This is a genomic window from Flavobacterium hibisci (assembly GCF_020026925.1).
Classification (GTDB): Bacteria; Bacteroidota; Bacteroidia; order Flavobacteriales; family Flavobacteriaceae; genus Flavobacterium; species Flavobacterium hibisci.
Genome location: NZ_JAIQDW010000005.1, coordinates 93,464 through 113,718, shown reverse-complemented (window position 1 = coordinate 113,718; position 20,255 = coordinate 93,464). Strand labels below are relative to the sequence as shown.

The following is a 20,255-nucleotide window of genomic DNA, read 5'->3' as shown; positions in this document are numbered from 1 at the left end:
GAAGATTATCGGTTTAAAGTACTTCGTTTGTTCCATTTGATGTCACTAAGCATTCCTGATTTTATTCCAATAAAGAAATTCCAGTTTGAATATGCCCCAAGAGGTGTCCAGTTAAAAGACATTCTCCAGCTTAGCAAATCTCTTTCAAAGCGCAATTGGGTAAAAGTAACCCCTTTTTGTACAAAATCATAACCACTTGAGATTCCGCCTTTCCATTTAGGTGTAATATCCATATTTGCAGAAACCATGATGGAATTTCCTGTAATCTTATTTTCTCTTTGAGTATTTGAATAAGTTAAAGAATAAGCCATAGTCATGTCCCAGGGAAGTTTTGAATTAAAGAATTCGGTAATTACATTCTCAGATTCTTCTTCAGAAAATTGACTTTTTCTTGTGTCATTCAAATCCGTGTTTGTACCAAATAAATCGTCACTACGTCCTCCGTTTCGCTCGCTTTGTTTGTTTTCTTCTTTTTTGTCATTTTTGTTTGAGAACGAATAATTAAGTGTCATATTGGCGCTGGTCATTCGAAATAAACTTCCTCCATTGTTAATGTTGAATACATTAATTTGTTGCCCTGAATTATCGATTGCATACGGATTTAAAGTCGCGGCAAAATTGACATTCATCTTGTTTTCAAAAAGTTGGGTTCCTCCGCTCACACGTATAGGTTCGAGGGCAAATGTTGTCTTTCCGTCAGCATTGAAATTATAGCTGGTGCTGAAATTCAGATTATTTAAAAGCATGACCTTTTTAGGTTCTGTTTTAGTGCTGTCTTTGTCTGTTACTTTAGCTTCAAAAGTATTACTTAAATCAAAACCGATTATGTTGGAATTTGATTTACCAGGCTGTCCGTAAACTCCATTTTCAAATCGGGTGTAATCCTTGTAAGTTTTACCAGTGGCGTCTATTGCATAAGTGTCATAATATTTTTCAAAACTTGGTGTGTAGGAATAAGAAAATGACGGACGCATAACATGGCGTATAGCTTGTATTTTCTTTGTGTCACCAAATTTGAAAGTACCATAAATTGTAGTACCTAAGCTTGAACTGAAGTTATAAGTTCTAAAAGCATCAAAACCATTAACTGTTTGGTCAACAACCTTATTTAAATCCTCATCGTAAGATTTTTTAATTGTTTTTGTTACCCAGGTTTCCTGATAATTGGTAGAGGCACTGGCACTAAAATACTTGAATATTTTAAAATTGGTACTAAGCGGGATACTGTGCTGCATTCCGATTTGTGCATCCCTAAACATTTGTGGTTTGAAAAATAATGAATCAGTAGTTACGAAACTATTTTTACCGCTCAGATTGTATTGTAAATTGATATTTTTGATTAACCCTTTTTTTGCACCATCTTTTCCAACAAAAGGATATATACGATCAATGCTTCCTTGTAAAGATGGCAATGTCATATTGATTTGTTCTGTTTGTGTGTTTTGGGAATGTGTTGCCGTTAAAGCAATACGTGCTTGCGGAATTGTATTAAAAGTTTTATTCCAGGAAATAGAAGAACTAAGGGTGTTGTTTAAGTTTGAACCAATATTGGCCTGATTAATAGATTGCTTAAAATATTTACTGCTTCCCATATTAACGGAGGCAGAAAAACTTGAATTTGGATTAGATTTTGAGTCTTTTGAATGTGACCACTGTAAGTTGTAGATGTTTTGTTTGGAATAATCAGGATAGCCTCTCTCACTTGAAATTAAATTTTCAAACCTAAAATTGACGTTTCCTCTATATTTGTATCTTTTGGCATAAGAAGATTCAAAACGCATGGCATAACTTCCGTTTGTGTAATAATCCCCTAAAACAGTTAAGTCGTAATTGTCACTCAATGCAAAGTAATAACCTCCATTTTGCAGCGAAAATCCCCTTGTATTAGAATCGTTATAACTTGGTATGATGACTCCTGAAACACTTTTTTCCTGGCTCATCGGAAAATAAGCATAAGGCAATGCAATAGGAGTAGGTACATCTGCAATTACCATATTAGTCAATCCGACCACTACTTTTTTTCCGGGAACAAATTTTACTCTGCTGGTTCTAAAATAATATTCAGGGTTGTCAACATCTGTAGAGGTAGTAAAACGTGCTCCTTTTAAAAAATAAACAGAGTCGTTTTCTTTCTTGGTTATTTGTGCTTTTATTTTAAATTCTCCCTGTTCTGTTCTTGAATTATAAATTAAAGCTTTTTTAGTTTTGAAATTAAAACGAATTGAATCTGGCTGAACCTCATTAGAACCCTGTTTGAAATTCGGATATTGTATTAAAACACCTGAAGAATCTTTTATTCTTCCGGCATATACTTCATCTTTATCATAGTTAAGGACAATAATACCCGATTTTAGTTCTATATCTTTATAATACAATTCAGCTTCATCGTAGAGTGTAAGTGTTTTGTTTTTCTGATCGATTTTCTGATAGCCTTTTGCAGTACGTTTCACTATTCCGTCTAAAAAAGCTTTTTTCGGTTTAATGCTGTCTGTTTTAATTGTATCCGTAGCCGTTTTTGTAGTGTCTGTGACAGCTTTTTTAGTCTTATCTGTTTGTCTTGCAGAAGGTACCGGGGATTTTTTAGTCTTTTTTTCTTGTGAATATAAATCACCACATCCTACACTTAGGAAAAATGATAATAAAACGATATTAAATAAGTTTGTGTGCAAAGGTTTAAATGCTATTTTTGTAAAAGTATGGCTTGTTTTTTGACATGTCAAACTTACATATAATTTTTTGGCAAAAATAATCAATTGTAAAAATTATAGCTTTGCATTTTATTAAAATTAACTTTTGGATTTATGAATGTTTTTAACAAAACTAAACTACTATTTATTTATTTTCTAACGATAACGTCTTTTTGTGCTTATTCTCAGTCCAATGTTTTTAAAGTAACCCTTGATGCAGGACACGGAGATCACGATTTCGGGGCCGTTTATAGTGGTCGTATTGAAAAAAATATTGCTTTGGCTATTGTGCTTAAAGTTGGAAAAATATTAGAAGCTAGTCCAAATGTTCAGGTTATTTATACCCGAAAAACAGATGTTTTTATAGATTTGGTTGAAAGGGCAAATATTGCAAACAGAGCCAACTCTAATATTTTTGTTTCCATACATTGTAATGCAAATAAAAATACGGCTGCTGATGGAACAGAAACTTATGTGATGGGTTTGACTAAACTGGCATCTAATCTTGAAGCTGCGAAAAAAGAGAACTCGGTTATTACTTTAGAAAAAGATTATAAACGTAAGTATGAGGGCTTTGATCCTAATTCCCCTGAATCGATGACTGCAATGATGCTTATGCAGGAAGAATATCTTGACAATAGTATTTCATTAGCCAGCAAAATTGAGGATAATTTTGAAAAATTAGGAAAAAAACTTCGTCATGGAGGTGTAAAGCAAGCTCCTTTTATGGTGCTGCATAAAGCTTATATGCCAAGGGTTTTAGTTGAAACTGGTTTTGTGTCTAATCCTACTGAAGGAGATATTTTAAATTCAGAAGCTGGTCAAAACGATATTGCAGAAGCTATTGCCCAGGCAATTTTAAGTTATAAAAAGGAATATTTTGGAACAGGAGCCCCGGAAATAAATGAAGTTAAACCTGCAAAAGATACTTCTGTTCCTGCAAAGCCAAAGACAGTTGAAGCCACTCCAAAGGTTGTTAAAGATGCCCCTAAAGGAACTTTCTTTAAAGTGCAGCTTATTGCAAGTATAAAAAAAACGCCATTAGAGCCTAAAAACTTCAAAGGTCTGAAAAACATAACCATGATTTATGAAAATAATATTTATAAATATTTCTATCAGGAAACTTCAGATTACGAAATGGCTAAAAAATACCTGCAAGAAGCTAAGAGTAAAGGATATGGTGCTTCATTTTTAGTAGCAACGAGAAATGGGGAAAAAATCAATATTCAGGACGCTATCAAATAATACTGATAAGTTCGAATATTTATATTATTTTTGTATTAAACACTTACAATTTTGAAACTAACAAGAGAAATTAAAACGGCTATATTAGTCATCGCGTCAATTCTATTATTTATCTGGGGATATAGTTTTTTAAAAGGCAGGGATCTTTTTACTAATTACAAAACATTATACGTAGAATACGATAATGTTGAGGATTTAGCACAATCAGCTCCCGTAACTTTAAACGGACTTGCAATTGGTAAAGTAAATAAAATTACAATCAATGAAACAACAGGGAAGTTATTGGTGGAACTTCAGTTAAAAACTGATTTTCCAATTTCTAAAACCAGTAAAGCGTCACTGTATTCGCCGAGTTTGATTGGAGGAAAACAAATTAAAATTATTCCAAATTTAGCTGATAAAATTCCTGCAGAAGATGGACAGACCCTTGAGTCAACAGTTGAGTTAGGATTAACGGAGTCTTTAGGAGGTAAAATTGAACCAATTCAACAAAAACTGGATTTAATGCTTGCTAACATCAATACGCTGGTTTCCGGCTTAAACAATGTTTTGGATAAAAAAGGGCAGGAAGATTTAAAAAAGTCATTGTCAGAATTGAGTGAGACTATGGAACAGTTTCATAGAGCTTCGGGAAGCCTTAATACTATTTTGGATACTAATAAAGGGCAGATTAACGGAATTGTGACAAATTTTAATAAAATGTCAGGTAATTTCAATAAGATATCGGATTCTTTAAACAAGGCTGGTTTAGGTAAAACGGTTAGGAACTTAAACCAGACATTGGCAAAAGTTGATGGTATTATGAGTAATTTGAACTCAGGTAAAGGAACTGCGGGTAAATTACTAAATGATGATGCATTGTATAATAATTTGTCTAAAACTTCAAAAGAATTAGAATTGTTGCTACAGGATGTGCGTCTTAATCCAACACGTTACGTAAATGTTTCTGTTTTTGGAAAGAAAAACAAACCTTATGTAGCTCCTAAAGAAGAGGAAAATCCGACGAATAATAAATAAGAGAGATGAGCTATCTAGATAATATTTTGTTTGCTATAGTTCTGATAGCAGGTTTTGCTTTTTTTGCTTCCGGAGTAAAAAAAATCATCAGAAATATCAATTTAGGTATTGACGTAGACAGAAGCGATAATCCTAAAGCACGCTGGACAAACATGGCCATGATTGCACTCGGACAATCTAAAATGGTCAAACGTCCTATAGCAGGAGTGCTTCATATTTTTGTGTATGTTGGATTTATAATTATCAATATTGAATTACTCGAAATTATAATTGATGGTTTATTCGGAACGCATAGAATTTTTGCACCTTATTTAGGTGGTGTTTATGATGTTTTGATAGCTTCTTTTGAAATATTAGCCATACTTGTAATTTTTGCTGTAACCGTTTTTTGGATCAGAAGAAATCTGATTCGGCTGAAACGTTTTATACATTCGGATTTAAGAGGGTTTCCTAAAAATGATGCTAATTACATCCTATACTTTGAAACGGTTCTGATGATTTTGTTTTTATTGATGAACGCTTCAGATCTGCATTTACAAAATGTTCCGGGAGGAGTTTTTCATAAAGCAGGAAGTTTTCCGGTTAGTCAGTTTATAGCACCAATTTTTAACGGAATGTCAAATGAACTGGTTGTGGTTTTATTTGAAGTGTTCTGGTGGCTGCATATTGTAGGCATTTTGTGTTTTATGAACTATTTGTATTTTTCAAAACACCTGCATATTCTTTTGGCATTTCCAAATACTTATTTTGCCGATTTGAAGCCAAAAGGACAATTTGATAATCTGGCATCTGTTACTAAAGAAGTGAAATTGATGATGGATCCAAATGCTGATCCGTTCGCAGCAGCACCAGTAGATGAAAATGCAGTACCTTCAAAATTTGGCGCTAGTGATGTTCAGGATTTAAACTGGATACAGTTATTAAATGCTTACACTTGTACAGAATGCGGGCGTTGTACATCGGCTTGTCCGGCTAACCAAACCGGTAAAAAATTGTCTCCTCGTAAAATCATTATGGATACAAGGGATCGTTTGCAGGAAGTAGGGAAAAATATCGATGCCAACAAAGGAGTTTTTGTTCCTGATAATAAAACGTTATTAAATGACTACATTACACCTGAAGAGTTGTGGGCTTGTACATCTTGTAATGCCTGTGTAGAAGAATGTCCGGTGAATATTAGTCCATTATCTATCATTATGGATATGCGTCGTTATTTAGTAATGGAGCAAAGTGCTGCACCAATGTCGTTAAATGCAATGATGACTAATATAGAAAACAATGGTGCCCCTTGGCAATACAGCCAGCAGGATCGATTGAACTGGAAAAACGAGAATTAAAATTATAGTTAGTAGGTTGCTTTTACGGATTTAACCGAATTTAAAATATCGATTAATAAATCAACAAAAGAAGATGTCAGAAAGTTTAGTAGTACCAACAATGGCAGAAATGCTGGCCGAAGGAAAACAGCCTGAAGTGTTGTTTTGGGTTGGTTGTGCAGGAAGTTTTGATGATAGGGCAAAAAAAATCACAAAAGCTTTTGTGCGAATTCTAAATCGTACAAACGTTTCTTTTGCAGTACTTGGTACTGAGGAAAGCTGTACCGGTGACCCGGCAAAAAGAGCCGGAAATGAATTTTTGTTTCAGATGCAGGCTATGATGAATATCGAGGTTTTAAATGCATACGAAGCTAAAAAAATAGTTACAGCATGTCCGCACTGTTTTAATACTTTGAAAAATGAATATCCTGAATTAGGAGGAAATTACGAAGTTATTCACCATACCGAGTTTTTGAAATCATTAATAGATCAAGGAAGACTTACTGTTGAAGGCGGGCAATTTAAAGGAAAAAAAATAACTTTTCACGATCCTTGTTATTTAGGAAGAGCGAATAAAATTTATGAAGCTCCAAGAGATTTGATTCAGAAACTGGATGTTGAACTGGTTGAAATGAAGCGTTCAAAAGCTAATGGATTGTGTTGTGGAGCAGGTGGGGCACAAATGTTTAAAGATGCTGAACCAGGTAATAAGGAAGTGAATATCGAAAGAACCGAAGATGCACTTGAAACCCAGCCGGATATTATTGCAGCAGGTTGTCCGTTCTGTAATACCATGTTAACGGACGGTATTAAGAACAAAGAAAAAGAAGGACAGGTAAAAGTGATGGATATTGCTGAGTTAATTGCGAATGCACAAGATTTGTAAAATAAATGAAGAGAATACTATTTTTATTGGCGGTTCTTTTTAATGTTGTTTCGTATTCACAAGATGTTTTAAGTGTTATAGCTAAAGAAACATGTGAATGTCTGGACGCTAAAAAAAGTAAATCGGATAATTTTACGGGAGATGAATTAAAAACAGCTGTAGGATTGTGTATGATTAGGAGTTATTCTGATCATATGTCTGAGTTTAAAGGTGATGAAAAAGTGAAGTTTGGGGATGAAGGAGGAATGACCAAATTAGGTGAGGATGTTGCTGTGAAAATGCTCGAAACTTGTCCTAATATGATTATGGAATTAGGAAAGGAATCTAAAAGTGATGTAGAAGCTGAAGCAGAAGATGCTTCTGTTACCGGGGAAGTAACCGATATCAAATCAGAACAGTTTTTGACTCTGCAGCTAAAAGATAAAAACGGAAGAAGTTATAGTTTTCTTTTGCTTGATTATTTTGATACCGCATCATTATTGACTAATAATGAAATTAAAAAAAAGGATAAACTTAAAGCAAGTTATTCAGAAATTGAATTGTTTGATGTGAAAGCAAAAGAATTTCGATATTATAAAATCCTTACTAAATTAGAGAAACAACAATAAGGTTCTGTTATTGGAACTGAAAGAAACAAATTAAGAAAAATTAAAATGTATATACCTTTTGAAAATTTGCCTGGTGAATCCAGAGTTTGGATTTATCAATCGAATAGAAAATTTTCTGAGGAGGAATTTTCGGAAATAGAGACTGACTTAAAAATATTTATAGAAGGCTGGGCAGCTCACGGAACTAGTCTTGAAGCTTCTTTTTTGCTTAAATACAATCGTTTTATTATATTAGCAGTTAATCAGGAAGTACAGGCAGCTACAGGATGTTCAATTGACAGCTCTGTAGAATTCATTCAAAGTTTAGAGAAGAAATATAACGTTGATCTGCTTGATAAAATGAATGTTACTTTTAAGCTTGGAGAGCATATTGCGCACAAACCATTGATTGATTTCAAGAAAATGGTTAAAGACAAATCGGTTTCTGAGAACACAATTGTTTTCAATAATCTGGTAAACAATATTGAAGAATTCAACGAATCCTGGGAAGTTCCTGCTGCTGACAGTTGGCACAGTCGTTTTTTTTAATAGAAACTTAAAGAATATTTTAAGGCATGAAATTTAGGTTTTGTGCCTTTTTTTATGCAGTTTTCTGATTTTTAATTGGTTATTTTTTTTTGTTGAGTAGATTAAGATATATGAAGTCATTATGAAGTAAATATGTCAAATCTAGCCCAGATGGAAGCGGCATCCTTTTGGGCCGGGTTCGGCACAAAAGATACAGCGAACAGCGGGACAAGTTTTTCTTTTGAAAATAAATTTATCTGCTTCTGATTAAAATTAGAATCAAAAATCTAACTGTCTAATAATCTGATCTCTCTAAAATTCACAAAAATCTAACAAATCAAAGGGCAAATTAAATGCTATTTTTGAGTATTTTCGTAGAATTAAATTTAGTACATGAAAATAGCAATAGTTTGTTATCCGACCTTTGGCGGAAGTGGGGTAGTAGCCACTGAATTAGGTCTTGAATTAGCCAGACGCGGGCACGAAATCCATTTTATTACGTATAGCCAGCCTGTACGATTGGCGCTTTTAAATCCAAATGTCCATTATCACGAAGTAAACGTTCCTGAATATCCTCTTTTTCATTATCAACCCTATGAACTGGCCTTGTCTAGCAAACTGGTTGATATGGTGAAATTATACAAAATTGAACTCCTGCATGTACATTATGCTATTCCGCATGCTTATGCGGGCTATATGGCAAAGCAAATGCTGAAAAACGAAGGGATTAATCTTCCAATGGTTACAACCCTTCACGGAACCGATATTACGCTCGTTGGAAACCATCCTTTTTATAAACCTGCTGTAACTTTTAGTATCAATAAATCGGATTATGTGACTTCGGTTTCACAAAGTCTGAAGGATGATACACTGAAATTATTCAAAATTAAGAATAAAATTAAGGTAATTCCGAATTTTATTGAACTGGAGAAGGTTGTTAAGGATCCGCAGGGACCATGTCATCGTAGTGTTATGGCAAATGAAAATGAACGTATTATTACCCATATCAGTAACTTCAGAAAAGTAAAACGAATTCCGGACATTATTAAAATTTTCTATCATATTCAAAAAGAAATGCCGGCGAAACTTATGATGGTTGGCGATGGTCCCGAAAAAGAAAATGCAGAACTGTTATGTCAGGAACTGGGAATTCTGGATAAGGTGATTTTCTTTGGCAACAGTAATGAAATCGATAAAATTTTACTTTTGACCGACTTGTTTTTGCTGCCATCAGAAACAGAAAGTTTTGGTCTGGCGGCTTTAGAAGCAATGGCTTGTGGAGTTCCGGTAATTTCGAGTAATTCAGGAGGTTTGCCTGAAGTAAATTTCGACGGTGTTTCAGGATATTTGAGCGATGTAGGAAATGTTGAAGAAATGGCCGCAAATGCCATTAAAATTCTTAAAGACGATAAGGTTTTGAAAGAATTTAAAAACAATGCTTTAGAAGTTGCTAAAAAATTCGATATTAAAAACATATTACCTAAATATGAAGCGTTATATCAAAAAGCAATAGACGATTATAAAGAATAGATAACTTAAAATAAGCGGTGAATGAAAAAAGTAGTTTCGGTTTTAGCGGTTTTTATTTTGATTTCCTGTGGGGCAAAAAAAACATCAAATTCAAATATTCCATTATATGAAATCCTGACAGAACAGTCTAACGGAGGCGGAAATATCAAGTTTTTTGAAATTTTGACTGAACCAAATGAAATCATGATGCTTCATAATGATCCTATTTTAAAAGATAAAATGAAACACGATGATATTGCTACTTCTAATTATGTGATTTTGAATATGGGTGAAAAAAATACCGGAGGATATTCAATAGGAGTTGAAAAGGTAGAAGAAACGGACAAAAATATTATTATTACTGTCAAAGAGAATGCTCCTGCGAAAGACGCTATGTTAATGCAGATAGTCAGTTATCCCTATACAGTTGTTAAAATACATTCTAAAAAAGAAATTATTATTAAGTAAAAAAACCTGTCGCTTTTAAACGACAGGTTTTTTTATAAAGTAAGTTTTTATTAGAATCTGAATCTTGCTCCTAAACCTACATCAAAACCAAAGTTGTCATCATCATAATATCCTGATCCAATTTCAGGTCTTGCATCTATTGATAAAGTAAGAGGAAATTCTTTAAATCTGTATTCTATACCAATATCTCCGGCTGCAAAAACATAAGTTCCACTGTCATCAAAATTATTTCCAGGTCCATCATAATTGTAATCCCAGGCTGCAATACCACCCCCAACACCAGCGTACCAGTTAAAACCTCCTTCAATGTTCCAGACCCACTGATAAAGAGCTACACCTTTTATAGCGTCAACATATCTGTGATCTCTCCATCCTAAATCGAATTCTAGTCTGTTTTTTTGATTTAAGCCTAATTGGTATGAGATTTCTCCTCCAAAACCGTTATTGTCTCCCAGACGTAATCCTAATGCGTGCTTAGAAATTTCTTGTGATTGCGCAGTAAACGCTATACCTAATAGCGTAATAGCAGATAAAATGATTTTTTTCATAAAAATGGTTATTAATTTTTGTTCAAAATTATAATTATTGTTCAACTCAAACGTATAAAATTGTTTAAAATTGTTATGTAATTCCCATTTTTCATCAAAATATATATATCTTTATGCTAAGCTTTTAGTAAGTTGTTGATTGTTAAAAAGTTACTTTTTTGGTTATTGAAGTGAATAATTCTGAAGTTAAATGTCTTCCATTTCAAAGAGATTTTCTTCAGCTTCGGCAAAGTCAGCATTGGAATAGGAGAATAATTTCCAGCGTTTTTTGTGATATTCTAAAGCTGTTAAATTTTCGATCCAGTCCCCTGAATTTAAATATAGAGTTGATCCATATTTGTTTTCCTTTTCAATAATTTTAGGCTCATGAATATGTCCGCAGATTACATAATCGTATTTTTTTTCAATTGCCAGATCAGTTGCAGTAGTTTCGAAATCAGAAATAAATTTAACGGCTTTTTTTACACTCGCTTTTATTTTTTTAGAAAATGAATAAGGTTCTCTACCTATTTTGGCTAAACACCAGTTTACAAATCGATTACACAAAATCAAATAGTCATAACCAAGGCCACCTAGTTTTGCAATCCATTTTGAGTGTTGTACAGATGCATCAAAAACGTCTCCATGAAAAATCCATGCTTTTTTGTCGTCCAATTCTAAAACTAATTTATCTAACAAAGAAAAATTACCCATATTCATATCGCTGAATTTTCTCAGGATTTCATCATGATTTCCGGTGATATAAAACACTTTTGTGCCTTTTGAAGCCATTCCTATAATGCGCTGAATAACTTTTAGATGTGATTTTGGAAAGTATGATTTTCTAAATTGCCAGGCATCGATAATATCTCCGTTTAAAACTAATGTTTTGGGTTTAATACTTGAAAGGTAGTTATTTAACTCCTTGGCATGGCTGCCGTAAGTTCCTAAATGCACATCGGAAATGATGACTAATTCGACATTTCTTTTTTTCAATTTTTCTCAATTTGAAGTTTAGCAAATTAAGTAAATCAAAATAGGTTTTATTTTATCAAAACGTTATCGATTGGGTTTTAGTTTTAATAAATTATGATTTTTTAAAAGAGTGCTATTGTGGTCAATACTCATTTTAAATTTTTTAATTTAATTCATAAAACTTACATTTGCTCAAAACTAATTATAATGGCAGGAAATAGCTACGGCACACTATATAAAGTTACCACATTTGGAGAATCTCATGGGGAAGCTTTAGGCGGAATCATCGACGGTTGTCCATCAGGAATTCAGCTTGATTTTGAGGCAATTGAGTTGGATATGGCGAGAAGAAAACCAGGACAATCAGCAATTGTTACACAAAGAAAAGAACCGGATGCGGTTCAGTTTTTATCGGGTATTTTTGAAGGAAAAACTACCGGAACTCCAATTGGGTTTATTATTCCGAATACCAATCAAAAATCAGATGATTATTCACATATAAAAGACAACTACAGACCAAGTCATGCAGATTATGTGTATGATCAGAAATATGGTTTCAGGGATTATCGCGGAGGCGGAAGAAGTTCTGCACGTGAAACAGCCAGCAGGGTAGTGGCGGGAGCGATTGCAAAACAAATGCTGCCGGAAATTAAAATTAACGCTTACGTTTCATCTGTAGGGCCAATTCATTTAGAAACACCTTATCAGGAATTGGATTTCTCTAAAATTGAAAGTAATCCTGTACGTTGTCCCGATGAAAAATCAGCTGCAGTTATGGAAGAATACATTCGTGATATCCGTAAACAGGGTGATACTGTTGGTGGAGTAGTTTCATGTGTAATTCAGAACGTTCCTGTTGGTTTAGGAGAACCAGTTTTTGATAAACTGCATGCAGAATTAGGTAAAGCAATGCTTTCAATTAATGCCGTAAAGGGGTTTGAATACGGAAGCGGTTTTTCTGGCTCAGAAATGAAAGGAAGCGAGCATAACGACTTATATAATACAGACGGGACTACAAAAACGAATCTTTCCGGTGGAATTCAGGGAGGAATCAGCAATGGAATGGATATTTATTTCAGGGTAGCTTTCAAACCTGTAGCGACTATCATGCAGACCCAGGATTCATTAGATAATAAAGGTAACATTACGCCAATGACTGGAAAAGGACGTCATGACCCGTGTGTGGTACCAAGAGCCGTGCCTATTGTTGAGGCTATGGCAGCTATTGTTTTAGCTGATTTTTATTTAATCAACAAGACCTATTAATTTAAAAGCAGGCAGTGAGGGTCTTTTTTTAATTTAAATTCAAAAAATAATGGATAAAATCCAAAACCAAAAGAAATCTTTTTTTTCCGGACTTACAGGTCAAATTTTAATAGCAATGGTTCTTGGAGCTACTTTAGGAATTATATTGCACAATATGATTTCACCTGAAGCTGCCCAATCATTTAGTACAAAGATAAAAATGCTTGCTACTATTTTTATTCGATTGGTACAAATGATTATTTCTCCTTTAGTTTTTACCACTTTGGTAGTAGGAATTGCAAAGCTGGGAGATATTAAAACTGTTGGAAGAATAGGAGGAAAAGCGCTAGGATGGTTTTTTACGGCTTCCTTTATATCTTTGTTAATTGGATTGTTTTATGTAAATATTTTACAGCCAGGTATAGGTCTGAAACTAGATAATGTTGATATGGCAGCTGCTTCTGAAGTTACAGGCAAAACCCAAAATCTTTCTTTTGAAAATTTTGTTGAACACATTGTACCTAAAAGCATAATCGAGGCAATGGCAACCAATGAAATCCTTCAGATTGTAGTTTTTTCTATTTTCTTTGGATTGGCAGCGGCATCGTTAGGCTCGACTGTTAAGCCTATTATAGGTGCTTTTGATAAATTGTCACACATCGTTCTAAAGATGGTGAATTATGTGATGAATTTTGCCCCGATAGGTGTTTTTGGTGCTATTGCAGCAGTATTTGCGGTAAGAGATGCAGAGGAATTGGTTATTACGTATTTTAAATTTTTTGGGTCTTTTTTAATCGGAATAAGCACATTATGGGTTTTGTTAATTGCGGTAGGGTATATTTTTCTGAAAGGAAGGATGACAGAGTTATTGAAACGTATTACCGGCCCATTAGCTATTGCTTTTGGTACTACAAGCAGTGAAGCAGTTTTTCCTAAGTTAACAGAAGAATTAGAGAGTTTTGGAGTAAAAGACAAGATTGTTTCTTTTATGCTTCCACTGGGTTATTCTTTCAATCTTGACGGAAGTATGATGTATATGACTTTTGCCAGTATTTTTATTGCTCAGTTTTATAATGTACATTTAGATTTAGGAACTCAGATGGCAATGCTTTTGGTTTTGATGTTAACCAGTAAAGGAATTGCAGGTGTTCCGAGGGCAAGTTTGGTAGTGGTTGCGGCAACTTGCGGTATGTTTGATATTCCTGTTGAAGGTATTGCTTTAATTTTGCCAATTGATCATTTTTGTGATATGTTCAGAAGTGCAACCAATGTTTTAGGGAATGCTTTGGCAACTTCAGTAGTTGGACAATGGGAAGGTAATAATGATTTAGGATCGGGTACAGAAAATTAGTAAAATATATTATTTAACGATATTAAATAAAACAAAACGCTGGTTAATACCAGCGTTTCTTATTTTGCTTAGAAGCATTTGATTTTCGTGATTTATGAGCACCGCCGCTTCTGTTTGAATTTTTAGGCTTTTCAGCAGTTGCCTCAGGACTTCCGGCATGCCATTGATACGGATGATCGCTAATTATTTTTACATCCACTTTTATTAATTTCTGAATGTCTTTCCAATATGGATGTTCATCTTTACCGCAGAACGATATCGCAATACCGCCATTTCCTGCACGTCCTGTTCGTCCAATTCTGTGCACATAGGTTTCTGGTATATTAGGCAAATCAAAATTAATTACAAACGGTAGCTGGTCGATATCGATTCCTCTCGCTGCAATGTCGGTTGCAACCAATACGCCCACTTCTTTGTTTTTAAAAGCATCTAAAACGCGCTGTCTTGCATTTTGAGATTTGTCTCCGTGAATTGCCTCAGAAGGGATATCCTTTTTGCGTAATGCTTTAACAACATTGTCAGCCCCATGTTTGGTTCTTGCAAAAACCAATACGTTAGATAATCCTTCTGTTTTTATTAAGTGATATAATAAATTTCTTTTTTCAGTTTTATCCACAAAATAAACACGCTGCTCCACATTTTCAGCAGTTGAAGAAACCGGAGATACAGTTACTGTTTCCGGATCTGTCAAAAACATTTCAGCCAGTTCACGTATTGCTATTGGCATAGTTGCCGAAAAAAATAGTGTTTGTCTGTTTTTAGGAGTTAGCTTTACGATTTTTTTCACATCGTTTACAAATCCCATATCCAGCATTTGATCTGCTTCGTCAAGCACTAAAACATGTAAATGATCTAAATCCAGAAAACCTTGTTTTTGTAAATCTAAAAGTCTTCCGGGTGTGGCTACTAAAATATCAACACCTTTTTTTAAGGTATCAACCTGCGGATTTTGGGAAACACCGCCAAAAATTGTCAATTGGGTCAGGTTTGTGTATTTGGCATAAGTGTCAAAACTTTGTCCAATTTGTACTGCCAATTCACGGGTTGGGGTAACTATAAGGGCACGGATTTGTTTGGCTTTTTTTGATGAGCCTACAATTCGGTGTAACTGATGTATGATCGGAATAGCAAATGCAGCTGTTTTTCCGGTACCGGTCTGTGCACAGCCAATTAAATCCCTGCCGGCCAAAACAATCGGAATAGCTTGTTCCTGGATAGGTGTAGGGTTTAAGTAGCCTTCTTCAAATACGGCTTTTTGTATACTTTTTGAAAGTGATAAATCTTCGAATAACATATCTTAGGTATTAAGAACTTAGTTTTAAGTACTAAAATTCGTTGCAAAGATAGTTTTATTCAGGCAATGGTTTAATTGAATTTAGGTTTATTTGGCAAATGTGATAATTACAAATTGTTAATAGTACTCCGATTTTAAACTTTTTCGTGATTTGCTTTAATAAAATCAGTTACAAGATAACCAATTAATTTGCCTATTAAATGATTGTTAGGAGAATTATCTAAATCAGGAGCTCCTTCACAAATATGCAGATAAGCTGCATTTTTGTGTTGTCCAAAGTAAGAAACAAATTGTCGCAACTGTTCAATTGAAAAACCACTGATTGTCATGGCACTGCTGGCAATATTCGGGATCGCATCCAGGTCAATCTCAATTCCAAACGAATCTGTTTTTATAAATTCAAGGGCTGAAATCATTTCGTTTGTAAAATCTTTTTCTTCACGTATGCTTATACTATCATATGTGTTATAACGTACGCGGTCTTCAAGTTTTTTTATAATATCCAGAACACTTTTTGAAGTGTAGTTTTCGTGCAAACCAAAAATGAAGTATTTTTTAAGAAAACCTTCTTCATAAGCATAAGAAAAACCATTTCCGCTATGTCGTCCTTCAAGAATTCTGAAATCGGAATGAGCATCAAAATTGATTGCGTTTATTGATTTGCCTTTGGCCAAAGCCGTGCCTTTTATATTGCCATAAGCATTGTTATGACCACCTCCAATTATAATAGGTGTCTTTCCGGCCTTAATTATAGTGAAAATAACATGTGATACTTCTTTGTCAATTTTTTCAACCAGCTGACTTAACTTTGAGCGATCATCTATATCATTGAAATCAAGATTTTCAACCTCGCGCATTAGCTCAGAAACATTTATATTGCCTAAAACAATAATCTGACTGCCTTTGCAAAAACGATTATGCTGGATGTTTGCAATACTTTTTATAGCAGATTCCCAGGCAGAAGCTGCTCCCGGTCTGCCGTAATTAGCGCGTACGCCTATATCTTCAGGAATCCCCAAAATAACATATTTAGCTTCACTCTCTTTTATAAACTCATGTATATCCACTCCTTTCGGAATAGTAATCATTTTTTCTCCAAATTTTATTTCACCGCTGCGGTGATTGGTGACTTTTGCTAAATCACTAACAGTAAAAGGGATTAATTTGTCCATAAAAAAAATTATTATCCAAAAATAATATAATTGTGGCAAGTTACGTTATTACGTTATATTAATTATTTAAATTTGTTTTTAAGAAAATTATTAAATATGGAAAACCCAAACAAAAACAACTCAAGTCTAAAGGCGGTAATCGCTGTTTTAGCAGTCCTACTAATTGGTAGTTTAGTGTACATTTTTAAACTTTCTTCTGATTCAGATGTTGTAAAAACAGAGCTAACATCTACATTGACAGAAAAAGAATCTGTAATGAAGGATCTTCAGGAATTGAAAGCAACATATGATGCTGCTATTGCTGAAAATACATCGATGTCAGATGAATTAATTCAGGAAAGAGATAAAGTTGTAGCTTTAATGGATGATTTGAACAAGTCAAAAGGTGATGTTTCTAAATTCAGATCACAAGTTCAGGGATTGCAGACTAAAATGAAAACGTTGGTTGCTGAAAACGATGAATTAAAAAAACAAAATGGTGTTTTAACAGTTCAGAGAGACAGTACAATTGTAGTTTTGGGAGAGTCGAAAAAATTCAATGAAGTGTTAGTGGGGCAAAACGAAGCATTGTCTAAAACAGTTGAAAAAGGTTCTAAATTATCTGTTTTAAATACAAAAACTGCCGCTTACAAATTGAAAAGTTCAGGTAAGCAAATTGAAACAGATAAAGCAAGTCGTGCTGATGTTTTAAAAGTTAGTTTTACTATTGCTGAAAACCAAATTGCAAAGTCTGGAGATAAAACATATTATGTACAGGTAATTGATAGCAAGAACAATGTTTTAGGTGATAAGAAAACAGAAAGCTTTGGAGATAATTCATTAACCTATAGTTTTAAAACAACAGTACAATACGAAAATAAAACGGTAAATGTTTCAGAAGATTTACCAGGGAAGGATTTTGCAAAAGGAACTTATTTTATTAATATTTTTGATGGTGGAGATTTAGTTTCTAAAACAAGCTTTTCTTTAAGATAATATATTAGAATCAACATATAAAAAAGAGGAGTTTTATCTCCTCTTTTTTTATGCTAAAAATTTACCTTCAATAATGACACTTTCAATCAGGTTGCTTCCAAAAGCATAAGGGATCTGGTAAAATGAGGAAACAGGTTTTGTGATAATCAAATTAGCTCTTTTGCCTTTTGTGATACTTCCATGCGTTTCTGAAAGTCCCATTGCATATGCGCCATTTATTGTAGCTGCATTAATGGCTTCTTCGGGAGTCATTTTCATTTTAATACAGGCGGTTGCTACGACAAAATTCATATTACCGGATGGAGTAGATCCGGGGTTGAAATCTGTTGCTAAAGCAATTGGTAAACCTGCATTGATCATTTCACGGGCAGGAGTGTAAGGAATGCTTAAAAAATAAGAGCATGATGGTAAAGCTACCGGCATAGTTTCGGAATCTTTTAGTGCTTCAATATCTTCTCTGTTCATGATTTCAAGGTGATCTACAGAAAGGGCATTGTGTTTGACACCTGCTTTTACACCTCCAAGTGATTTAAACTGGTTTACATGGATTTTTGGGGTCAACCCAAACCGGATTCCGGCTTCTATTATTTTTTCGGTTTCTTCTACTGAGAAATAACCACTTTCACAAAATACATCAATATACTCTGCCAGTTTATTTTTTGTAATTTCAGGAAGCATTTTACTTATTATTTCCTCAATGTAACCTTCTTTATTTTCTTTGTAATGCAATGGGAAAGCATGAGCACCCAAAAAAGTCGCTTTTATGGAAATTGGATAATTGTCGGCAAGTTTTTTAATGACCCGAAGCATTTTTAATTCACCTTCAACGGTTAATCCATAACCTGATTTTATTTCGACAGCTCCGGTTCCTAAATTCATCACTTCTTCTAAACGTAACCTCGACTGCTCGTAGATTTCTTCTTCTGAAGTTTCGTTTAATTTTTTAGCAGAATTTAAAATTCCACCGCCACGATTTGCAATTTGCTCATAAGTAAATCCATTAATTCTGTCAACAAATTCCTGCTCGCGATTTCCTGCATAAACAATGTGTGTATGACTGTCGCACCAACATGGAAGTACAATTCTTCCGCTTGCGTCGATAATTTTATCAGCCGTAACTTCAGGAAGAATTTCCATTGACCCGAAATCAGCAATGAGATTGTCTCTTATAATTAAAAAAGCATTTTTTATGGTGGGAAGAATTGCCATTTCGGCTCCTGAAACTTTCGCAACAGAGGTTTCACGAACTTGTAGCAGTTCTTTTATGTTGGTAATAAGAGTTGTCATGGTATAAAATTAATAAAATTAAAAACACGAATTTCGCAAACCTCACTTTGTAATTAGTGAAATCTGTGAAATTCGTGTTTTAGGTTATTTTTTTGTCTGGTTTATTCTGAAAAGGTTATTTCGAACATTTTACTCCAGTTTTTACCGGTAACAAAAATAGTTTTGGTTTTAGGATTGTAAGCAATTCCGTTTAAGACATCATCTTTTGTAATGTCAGTCATTACTTTTCTTAAACCAGACAAATCTAGAATTCCTTCAACTGCTCCAGAATTAGGATTTACAACTGCAATAGCATCTTTAAACCAAATATTAGCATAAATTTTTCCGTTAATCCATTCCAACTCATTAACAGCTTTAATTTTAGAAGTTCCGGAATAAACGTTAATATAATCTATCATTTTTTGCGTAGAAGGATCTACTTTCCAGATTTTTTCAGTTCCATCGGTTTGATAAATTTGTTTGCCATCATTTGTCATTCCCCAACCTTCAATATCTTTCTCGTAATCAAAAGTTTTTTCAAGTTTTAATGTTTTGGCATCATAAATAAACCCTTTTTTGTTTTTATAGGTCAATTGAAATAATTTACCGTTTAGGAAAGTAATGCCTTCTCCAAAGTATTTTGAATCTAAATCAATTTTTTTGAAAACGTTGCCAGTTTTATAATCATATTTTTTTATAAATGAAGCTCCTTCCTGACCGGTACTTTCGTATAAAGTATCATTGTAAAACTCCAATCCTTCGGTAAAATCCTTTTTGTCATGAGGATAAGTATTTACGATTTTATATTTTAATAATTTAGGATTCACATTTGAAACTAATTCTACTCTTTTTGTAGCATCAGATGAATCACTGCCAAAATAAACAGTTGCTTTTAGGTATTGGTATCCTAATTTTTGGTTTTTTAATTCGAATTTGAATTTTTCAGAACCTTTTGTACTTCCCACTTTTTTATCGTTTACAAAGTAGGCAATGCTGTCAATTTCTTTCGATTTTGGATTTAAAACAGCAATTGAAACAGCTTCCTGAGGCAGAAAATGTGCAGGAAAAGCAGAATCGTCTATAGTAAATAAAGAATTTTCACCTTTATTTTTATCTCCACAGCCAATTAATGTGATTCCTAATAAAATGGCAGTTAGGAAGTTATGTTTTTTCATAGTTTAAAATTTGAATAGTCCAATATACGATG

18 protein-coding genes are annotated in these 20,255 nt (G+C 33.8%); 11 read left to right on the top strand and 7 right to left on the bottom strand.

Annotation, left to right across the window (positions count from 1 at the left end; translation table 11 throughout):
• Positions 1-5: 5 nt before the first annotated feature.
• Positions 6-2,720, bottom strand: coding sequence for a putative LPS assembly protein LptD (locus K8B81_RS07455; protein WP_223680468.1), 2,715 nt, complete (start codon positions 2,718-2,720; stop codon positions 6-8).
• A gap of 81 nt (positions 2,721-2,801) precedes the next feature.
• Here K8B81_RS07455 and K8B81_RS07450 point away from each other — a divergent pair, with 81 nt between their 5' ends.
• The 8 genes from K8B81_RS07450 (at position 2,802) to K8B81_RS07415 (ending at position 10,243) form a co-directional block, all read left to right on the top strand.
• Positions 2,802-3,932, top strand: a complete 1,131-nt coding sequence (locus tag K8B81_RS07450) for an N-acetylmuramoyl-L-alanine amidase family protein (protein WP_223680466.1) — start codon at positions 2,802-2,804, stop codon at positions 3,930-3,932.
• Between the two features lie 51 nt (positions 3,933-3,983).
• Entirely contained in the window at positions 3,984-4,949 is a 966-nt protein-coding gene (locus K8B81_RS07445; protein ID WP_223680464.1) for an MlaD family protein, read from the top strand.
• Between the two features lie 5 nt (positions 4,950-4,954).
• A complete protein-coding gene (locus K8B81_RS07440) occupies positions 4,955-6,286 on the top strand; it encodes a (Fe-S)-binding protein (protein WP_223680462.1) in 1,332 nt (443 codons plus the stop codon).
• Positions 6,287-6,359: 73 nt separating this feature from the next.
• A complete protein-coding gene (locus K8B81_RS07435) occupies positions 6,360-7,151 on the top strand; it encodes a (Fe-S)-binding protein (RefSeq protein ID WP_223680461.1) in 792 nt (263 codons plus the stop codon).
• Between the two features lie 5 nt (positions 7,152-7,156).
• Positions 7,157-7,759, top strand: coding sequence for a hypothetical protein (locus K8B81_RS07430; RefSeq protein WP_223680459.1), 603 nt, complete (start codon positions 7,157-7,159; stop codon positions 7,757-7,759).
• A 45-nt stretch (positions 7,760-7,804) separates the two neighbouring features.
• Entirely contained in the window at positions 7,805-8,287 is a 483-nt protein-coding gene (locus K8B81_RS07425) for an ABC transporter ATPase (RefSeq protein ID WP_223680457.1), read from the top strand.
• 372 nt (positions 8,288-8,659) lie between these two features.
• Positions 8,660-9,796 carry an N-acetyl-alpha-D-glucosaminyl L-malate synthase BshA gene (gene bshA / locus K8B81_RS07420; protein ID WP_223680455.1) on the top strand — a complete coding sequence of 379 codons (1,137 nt, stop codon included), beginning with the start codon at positions 8,660-8,662 and terminating at the stop codon, positions 9,794-9,796.
• A gap of 21 nt (positions 9,797-9,817) precedes the next feature.
• On the top strand, positions 9,818-10,243 hold the full coding sequence (locus K8B81_RS07415; protein WP_223680453.1) for a protease complex subunit PrcB family protein: 426 nt from the start codon (positions 9,818-9,820) through the stop codon (positions 10,241-10,243).
• Between the two features lie 50 nt (positions 10,244-10,293).
• On the opposite strand, the gene K8B81_RS07410 is transcribed toward K8B81_RS07415, so the two are convergent.
• Both K8B81_RS07410 and K8B81_RS07405 read right to left on the bottom strand, forming a co-directional pair.
• Positions 10,294-10,791 carry a hypothetical protein gene (locus tag K8B81_RS07410; protein ID WP_223680451.1) on the bottom strand — a complete coding sequence of 166 codons (498 nt, stop codon included), beginning with the start codon at positions 10,789-10,791 and terminating at the stop codon, positions 10,294-10,296.
• 186 nt (positions 10,792-10,977) lie between these two features.
• Entirely contained in the window at positions 10,978-11,766 is a 789-nt protein-coding gene (locus K8B81_RS07405) for a UDP-2,3-diacylglucosamine diphosphatase (RefSeq protein ID WP_223680449.1), read from the bottom strand.
• A gap of 186 nt (positions 11,767-11,952) precedes the next feature.
• Between K8B81_RS07405 and aroC the strand changes: the two genes are divergently transcribed.
• Together aroC and K8B81_RS07395 are read left to right on the top strand one after the other, a co-directional pair.
• The gene (gene aroC / locus K8B81_RS07400; RefSeq protein WP_223680447.1) at positions 11,953-13,011 is read left to right on the top strand and encodes a chorismate synthase; all 1,059 of its coding nucleotides are present in this window, start codon (positions 11,953-11,955) and stop codon (positions 13,009-13,011) included.
• Between the two features lie 49 nt (positions 13,012-13,060).
• Positions 13,061-14,341 (top strand): dicarboxylate/amino acid:cation symporter, encoded by a 1,281-nt coding sequence (locus K8B81_RS07395; protein WP_223680445.1) that lies wholly within the window; start codon positions 13,061-13,063, stop codon positions 14,339-14,341.
• 43 nt (positions 14,342-14,384) lie between these two features.
• Here K8B81_RS07395 and K8B81_RS07390 read toward each other — a convergent pair whose 3' ends face one another.
• Together K8B81_RS07390 and K8B81_RS07385 are read right to left on the bottom strand one after the other, a co-directional pair.
• The gene (locus tag K8B81_RS07390; protein ID WP_223680443.1) at positions 14,385-15,635 is read right to left on the bottom strand and encodes a DEAD/DEAH box helicase; all 1,251 of its coding nucleotides are present in this window, start codon (positions 15,633-15,635) and stop codon (positions 14,385-14,387) included.
• Between the two features lie 134 nt (positions 15,636-15,769).
• Positions 15,770-16,807, bottom strand: coding sequence for a formimidoylglutamase (locus tag K8B81_RS07385; protein WP_223680441.1), 1,038 nt, complete (start codon positions 16,805-16,807; stop codon positions 15,770-15,772).
• Positions 16,808-16,903: 96 nt separating this feature from the next.
• On the opposite strand from K8B81_RS07385, the gene K8B81_RS07380 reads away from it, so the two are divergent.
• Positions 16,904-17,782, top strand: a complete 879-nt coding sequence (locus K8B81_RS07380; RefSeq protein ID WP_223680439.1) for a hypothetical protein — start codon at positions 16,904-16,906, stop codon at positions 17,780-17,782.
• Between the two features lie 48 nt (positions 17,783-17,830).
• Here K8B81_RS07380 and hutI read toward each other — a convergent pair whose 3' ends face one another.
• Together hutI and K8B81_RS07370 are read right to left on the bottom strand one after the other, a co-directional pair.
• Positions 17,831-19,069: an imidazolonepropionase gene (gene hutI, locus K8B81_RS07375; RefSeq protein ID WP_223680437.1), complete on the bottom strand. Its 1,239-nt coding sequence runs from the start codon at positions 19,067-19,069 to the stop codon at positions 17,831-17,833.
• A 101-nt stretch (positions 19,070-19,170) separates the two neighbouring features.
• Positions 19,171-20,223, bottom strand: a complete 1,053-nt coding sequence (locus K8B81_RS07370) for a glutaminyl-peptide cyclotransferase (protein WP_223680435.1) — start codon at positions 20,221-20,223, stop codon at positions 19,171-19,173.
• Positions 20,224-20,255: the final 32 nt, after the last annotated feature.

What these genes read in the sequence shown, in the direction of transcription:
- K8B81_RS07440 (WP_223680462.1), top strand. Translation starts at nt 4,955, where the DNA reads ATGAGCTATCTAGATAATATTTTGTTTGCTATAGTTCTGATAGCAGGT.
- K8B81_RS07380 (WP_223680439.1), top strand. Translation starts at nt 16,904, where the DNA reads ATGGAAAACCCAAACAAAAACAACTCAAGTCTAAAGGCGGTAATCGCT.
- K8B81_RS07415 (WP_223680453.1), top strand. Translation starts at nt 9,818, where the DNA reads ATGAAAAAAGTAGTTTCGGTTTTAGCGGTTTTTATTTTGATTTCCTGT.
- K8B81_RS07370 (WP_223680435.1), bottom strand. Translation starts at nt 20,223, where the DNA reads ATGAAAAAACATAACTTCCTAACTGCCATTTTATTAGGAATCACATTA.
- hutI (WP_223680437.1), bottom strand. Translation starts at nt 19,069, where the DNA reads ATGACAACTCTTATTACCAACATAAAAGAACTGCTACAAGTTCGTGAA.
- K8B81_RS07430 (WP_223680459.1), top strand. Translation starts at nt 7,157, where the DNA reads ATGAAGAGAATACTATTTTTATTGGCGGTTCTTTTTAATGTTGTTTCG.
- K8B81_RS07450 (WP_223680466.1), top strand. Translation starts at nt 2,802, where the DNA reads ATGAATGTTTTTAACAAAACTAAACTACTATTTATTTATTTTCTAACG.
- K8B81_RS07435 (WP_223680461.1), top strand. Translation starts at nt 6,360, where the DNA reads ATGTCAGAAAGTTTAGTAGTACCAACAATGGCAGAAATGCTGGCCGAA.
- K8B81_RS07425 (WP_223680457.1), top strand. Translation starts at nt 7,805, where the DNA reads ATGTATATACCTTTTGAAAATTTGCCTGGTGAATCCAGAGTTTGGATT.
- K8B81_RS07390 (WP_223680443.1), bottom strand. Translation starts at nt 15,635, where the DNA reads ATGTTATTCGAAGATTTATCACTTTCAAAAAGTATACAAAAAGCCGTA.
- K8B81_RS07385 (WP_223680441.1), bottom strand. Translation starts at nt 16,807, where the DNA reads ATGGACAAATTAATCCCTTTTACTGTTAGTGATTTAGCAAAAGTCACC.
- aroC (WP_223680447.1), top strand. Translation starts at nt 11,953, where the DNA reads ATGGCAGGAAATAGCTACGGCACACTATATAAAGTTACCACATTTGGA.
- bshA (WP_223680455.1), top strand. Translation starts at nt 8,660, where the DNA reads ATGAAAATAGCAATAGTTTGTTATCCGACCTTTGGCGGAAGTGGGGTA.
- K8B81_RS07395 (WP_223680445.1), top strand. Translation starts at nt 13,061, where the DNA reads ATGGATAAAATCCAAAACCAAAAGAAATCTTTTTTTTCCGGACTTACA.
- K8B81_RS07410 (WP_223680451.1), bottom strand. Translation starts at nt 10,791, where the DNA reads ATGAAAAAAATCATTTTATCTGCTATTACGCTATTAGGTATAGCGTTT.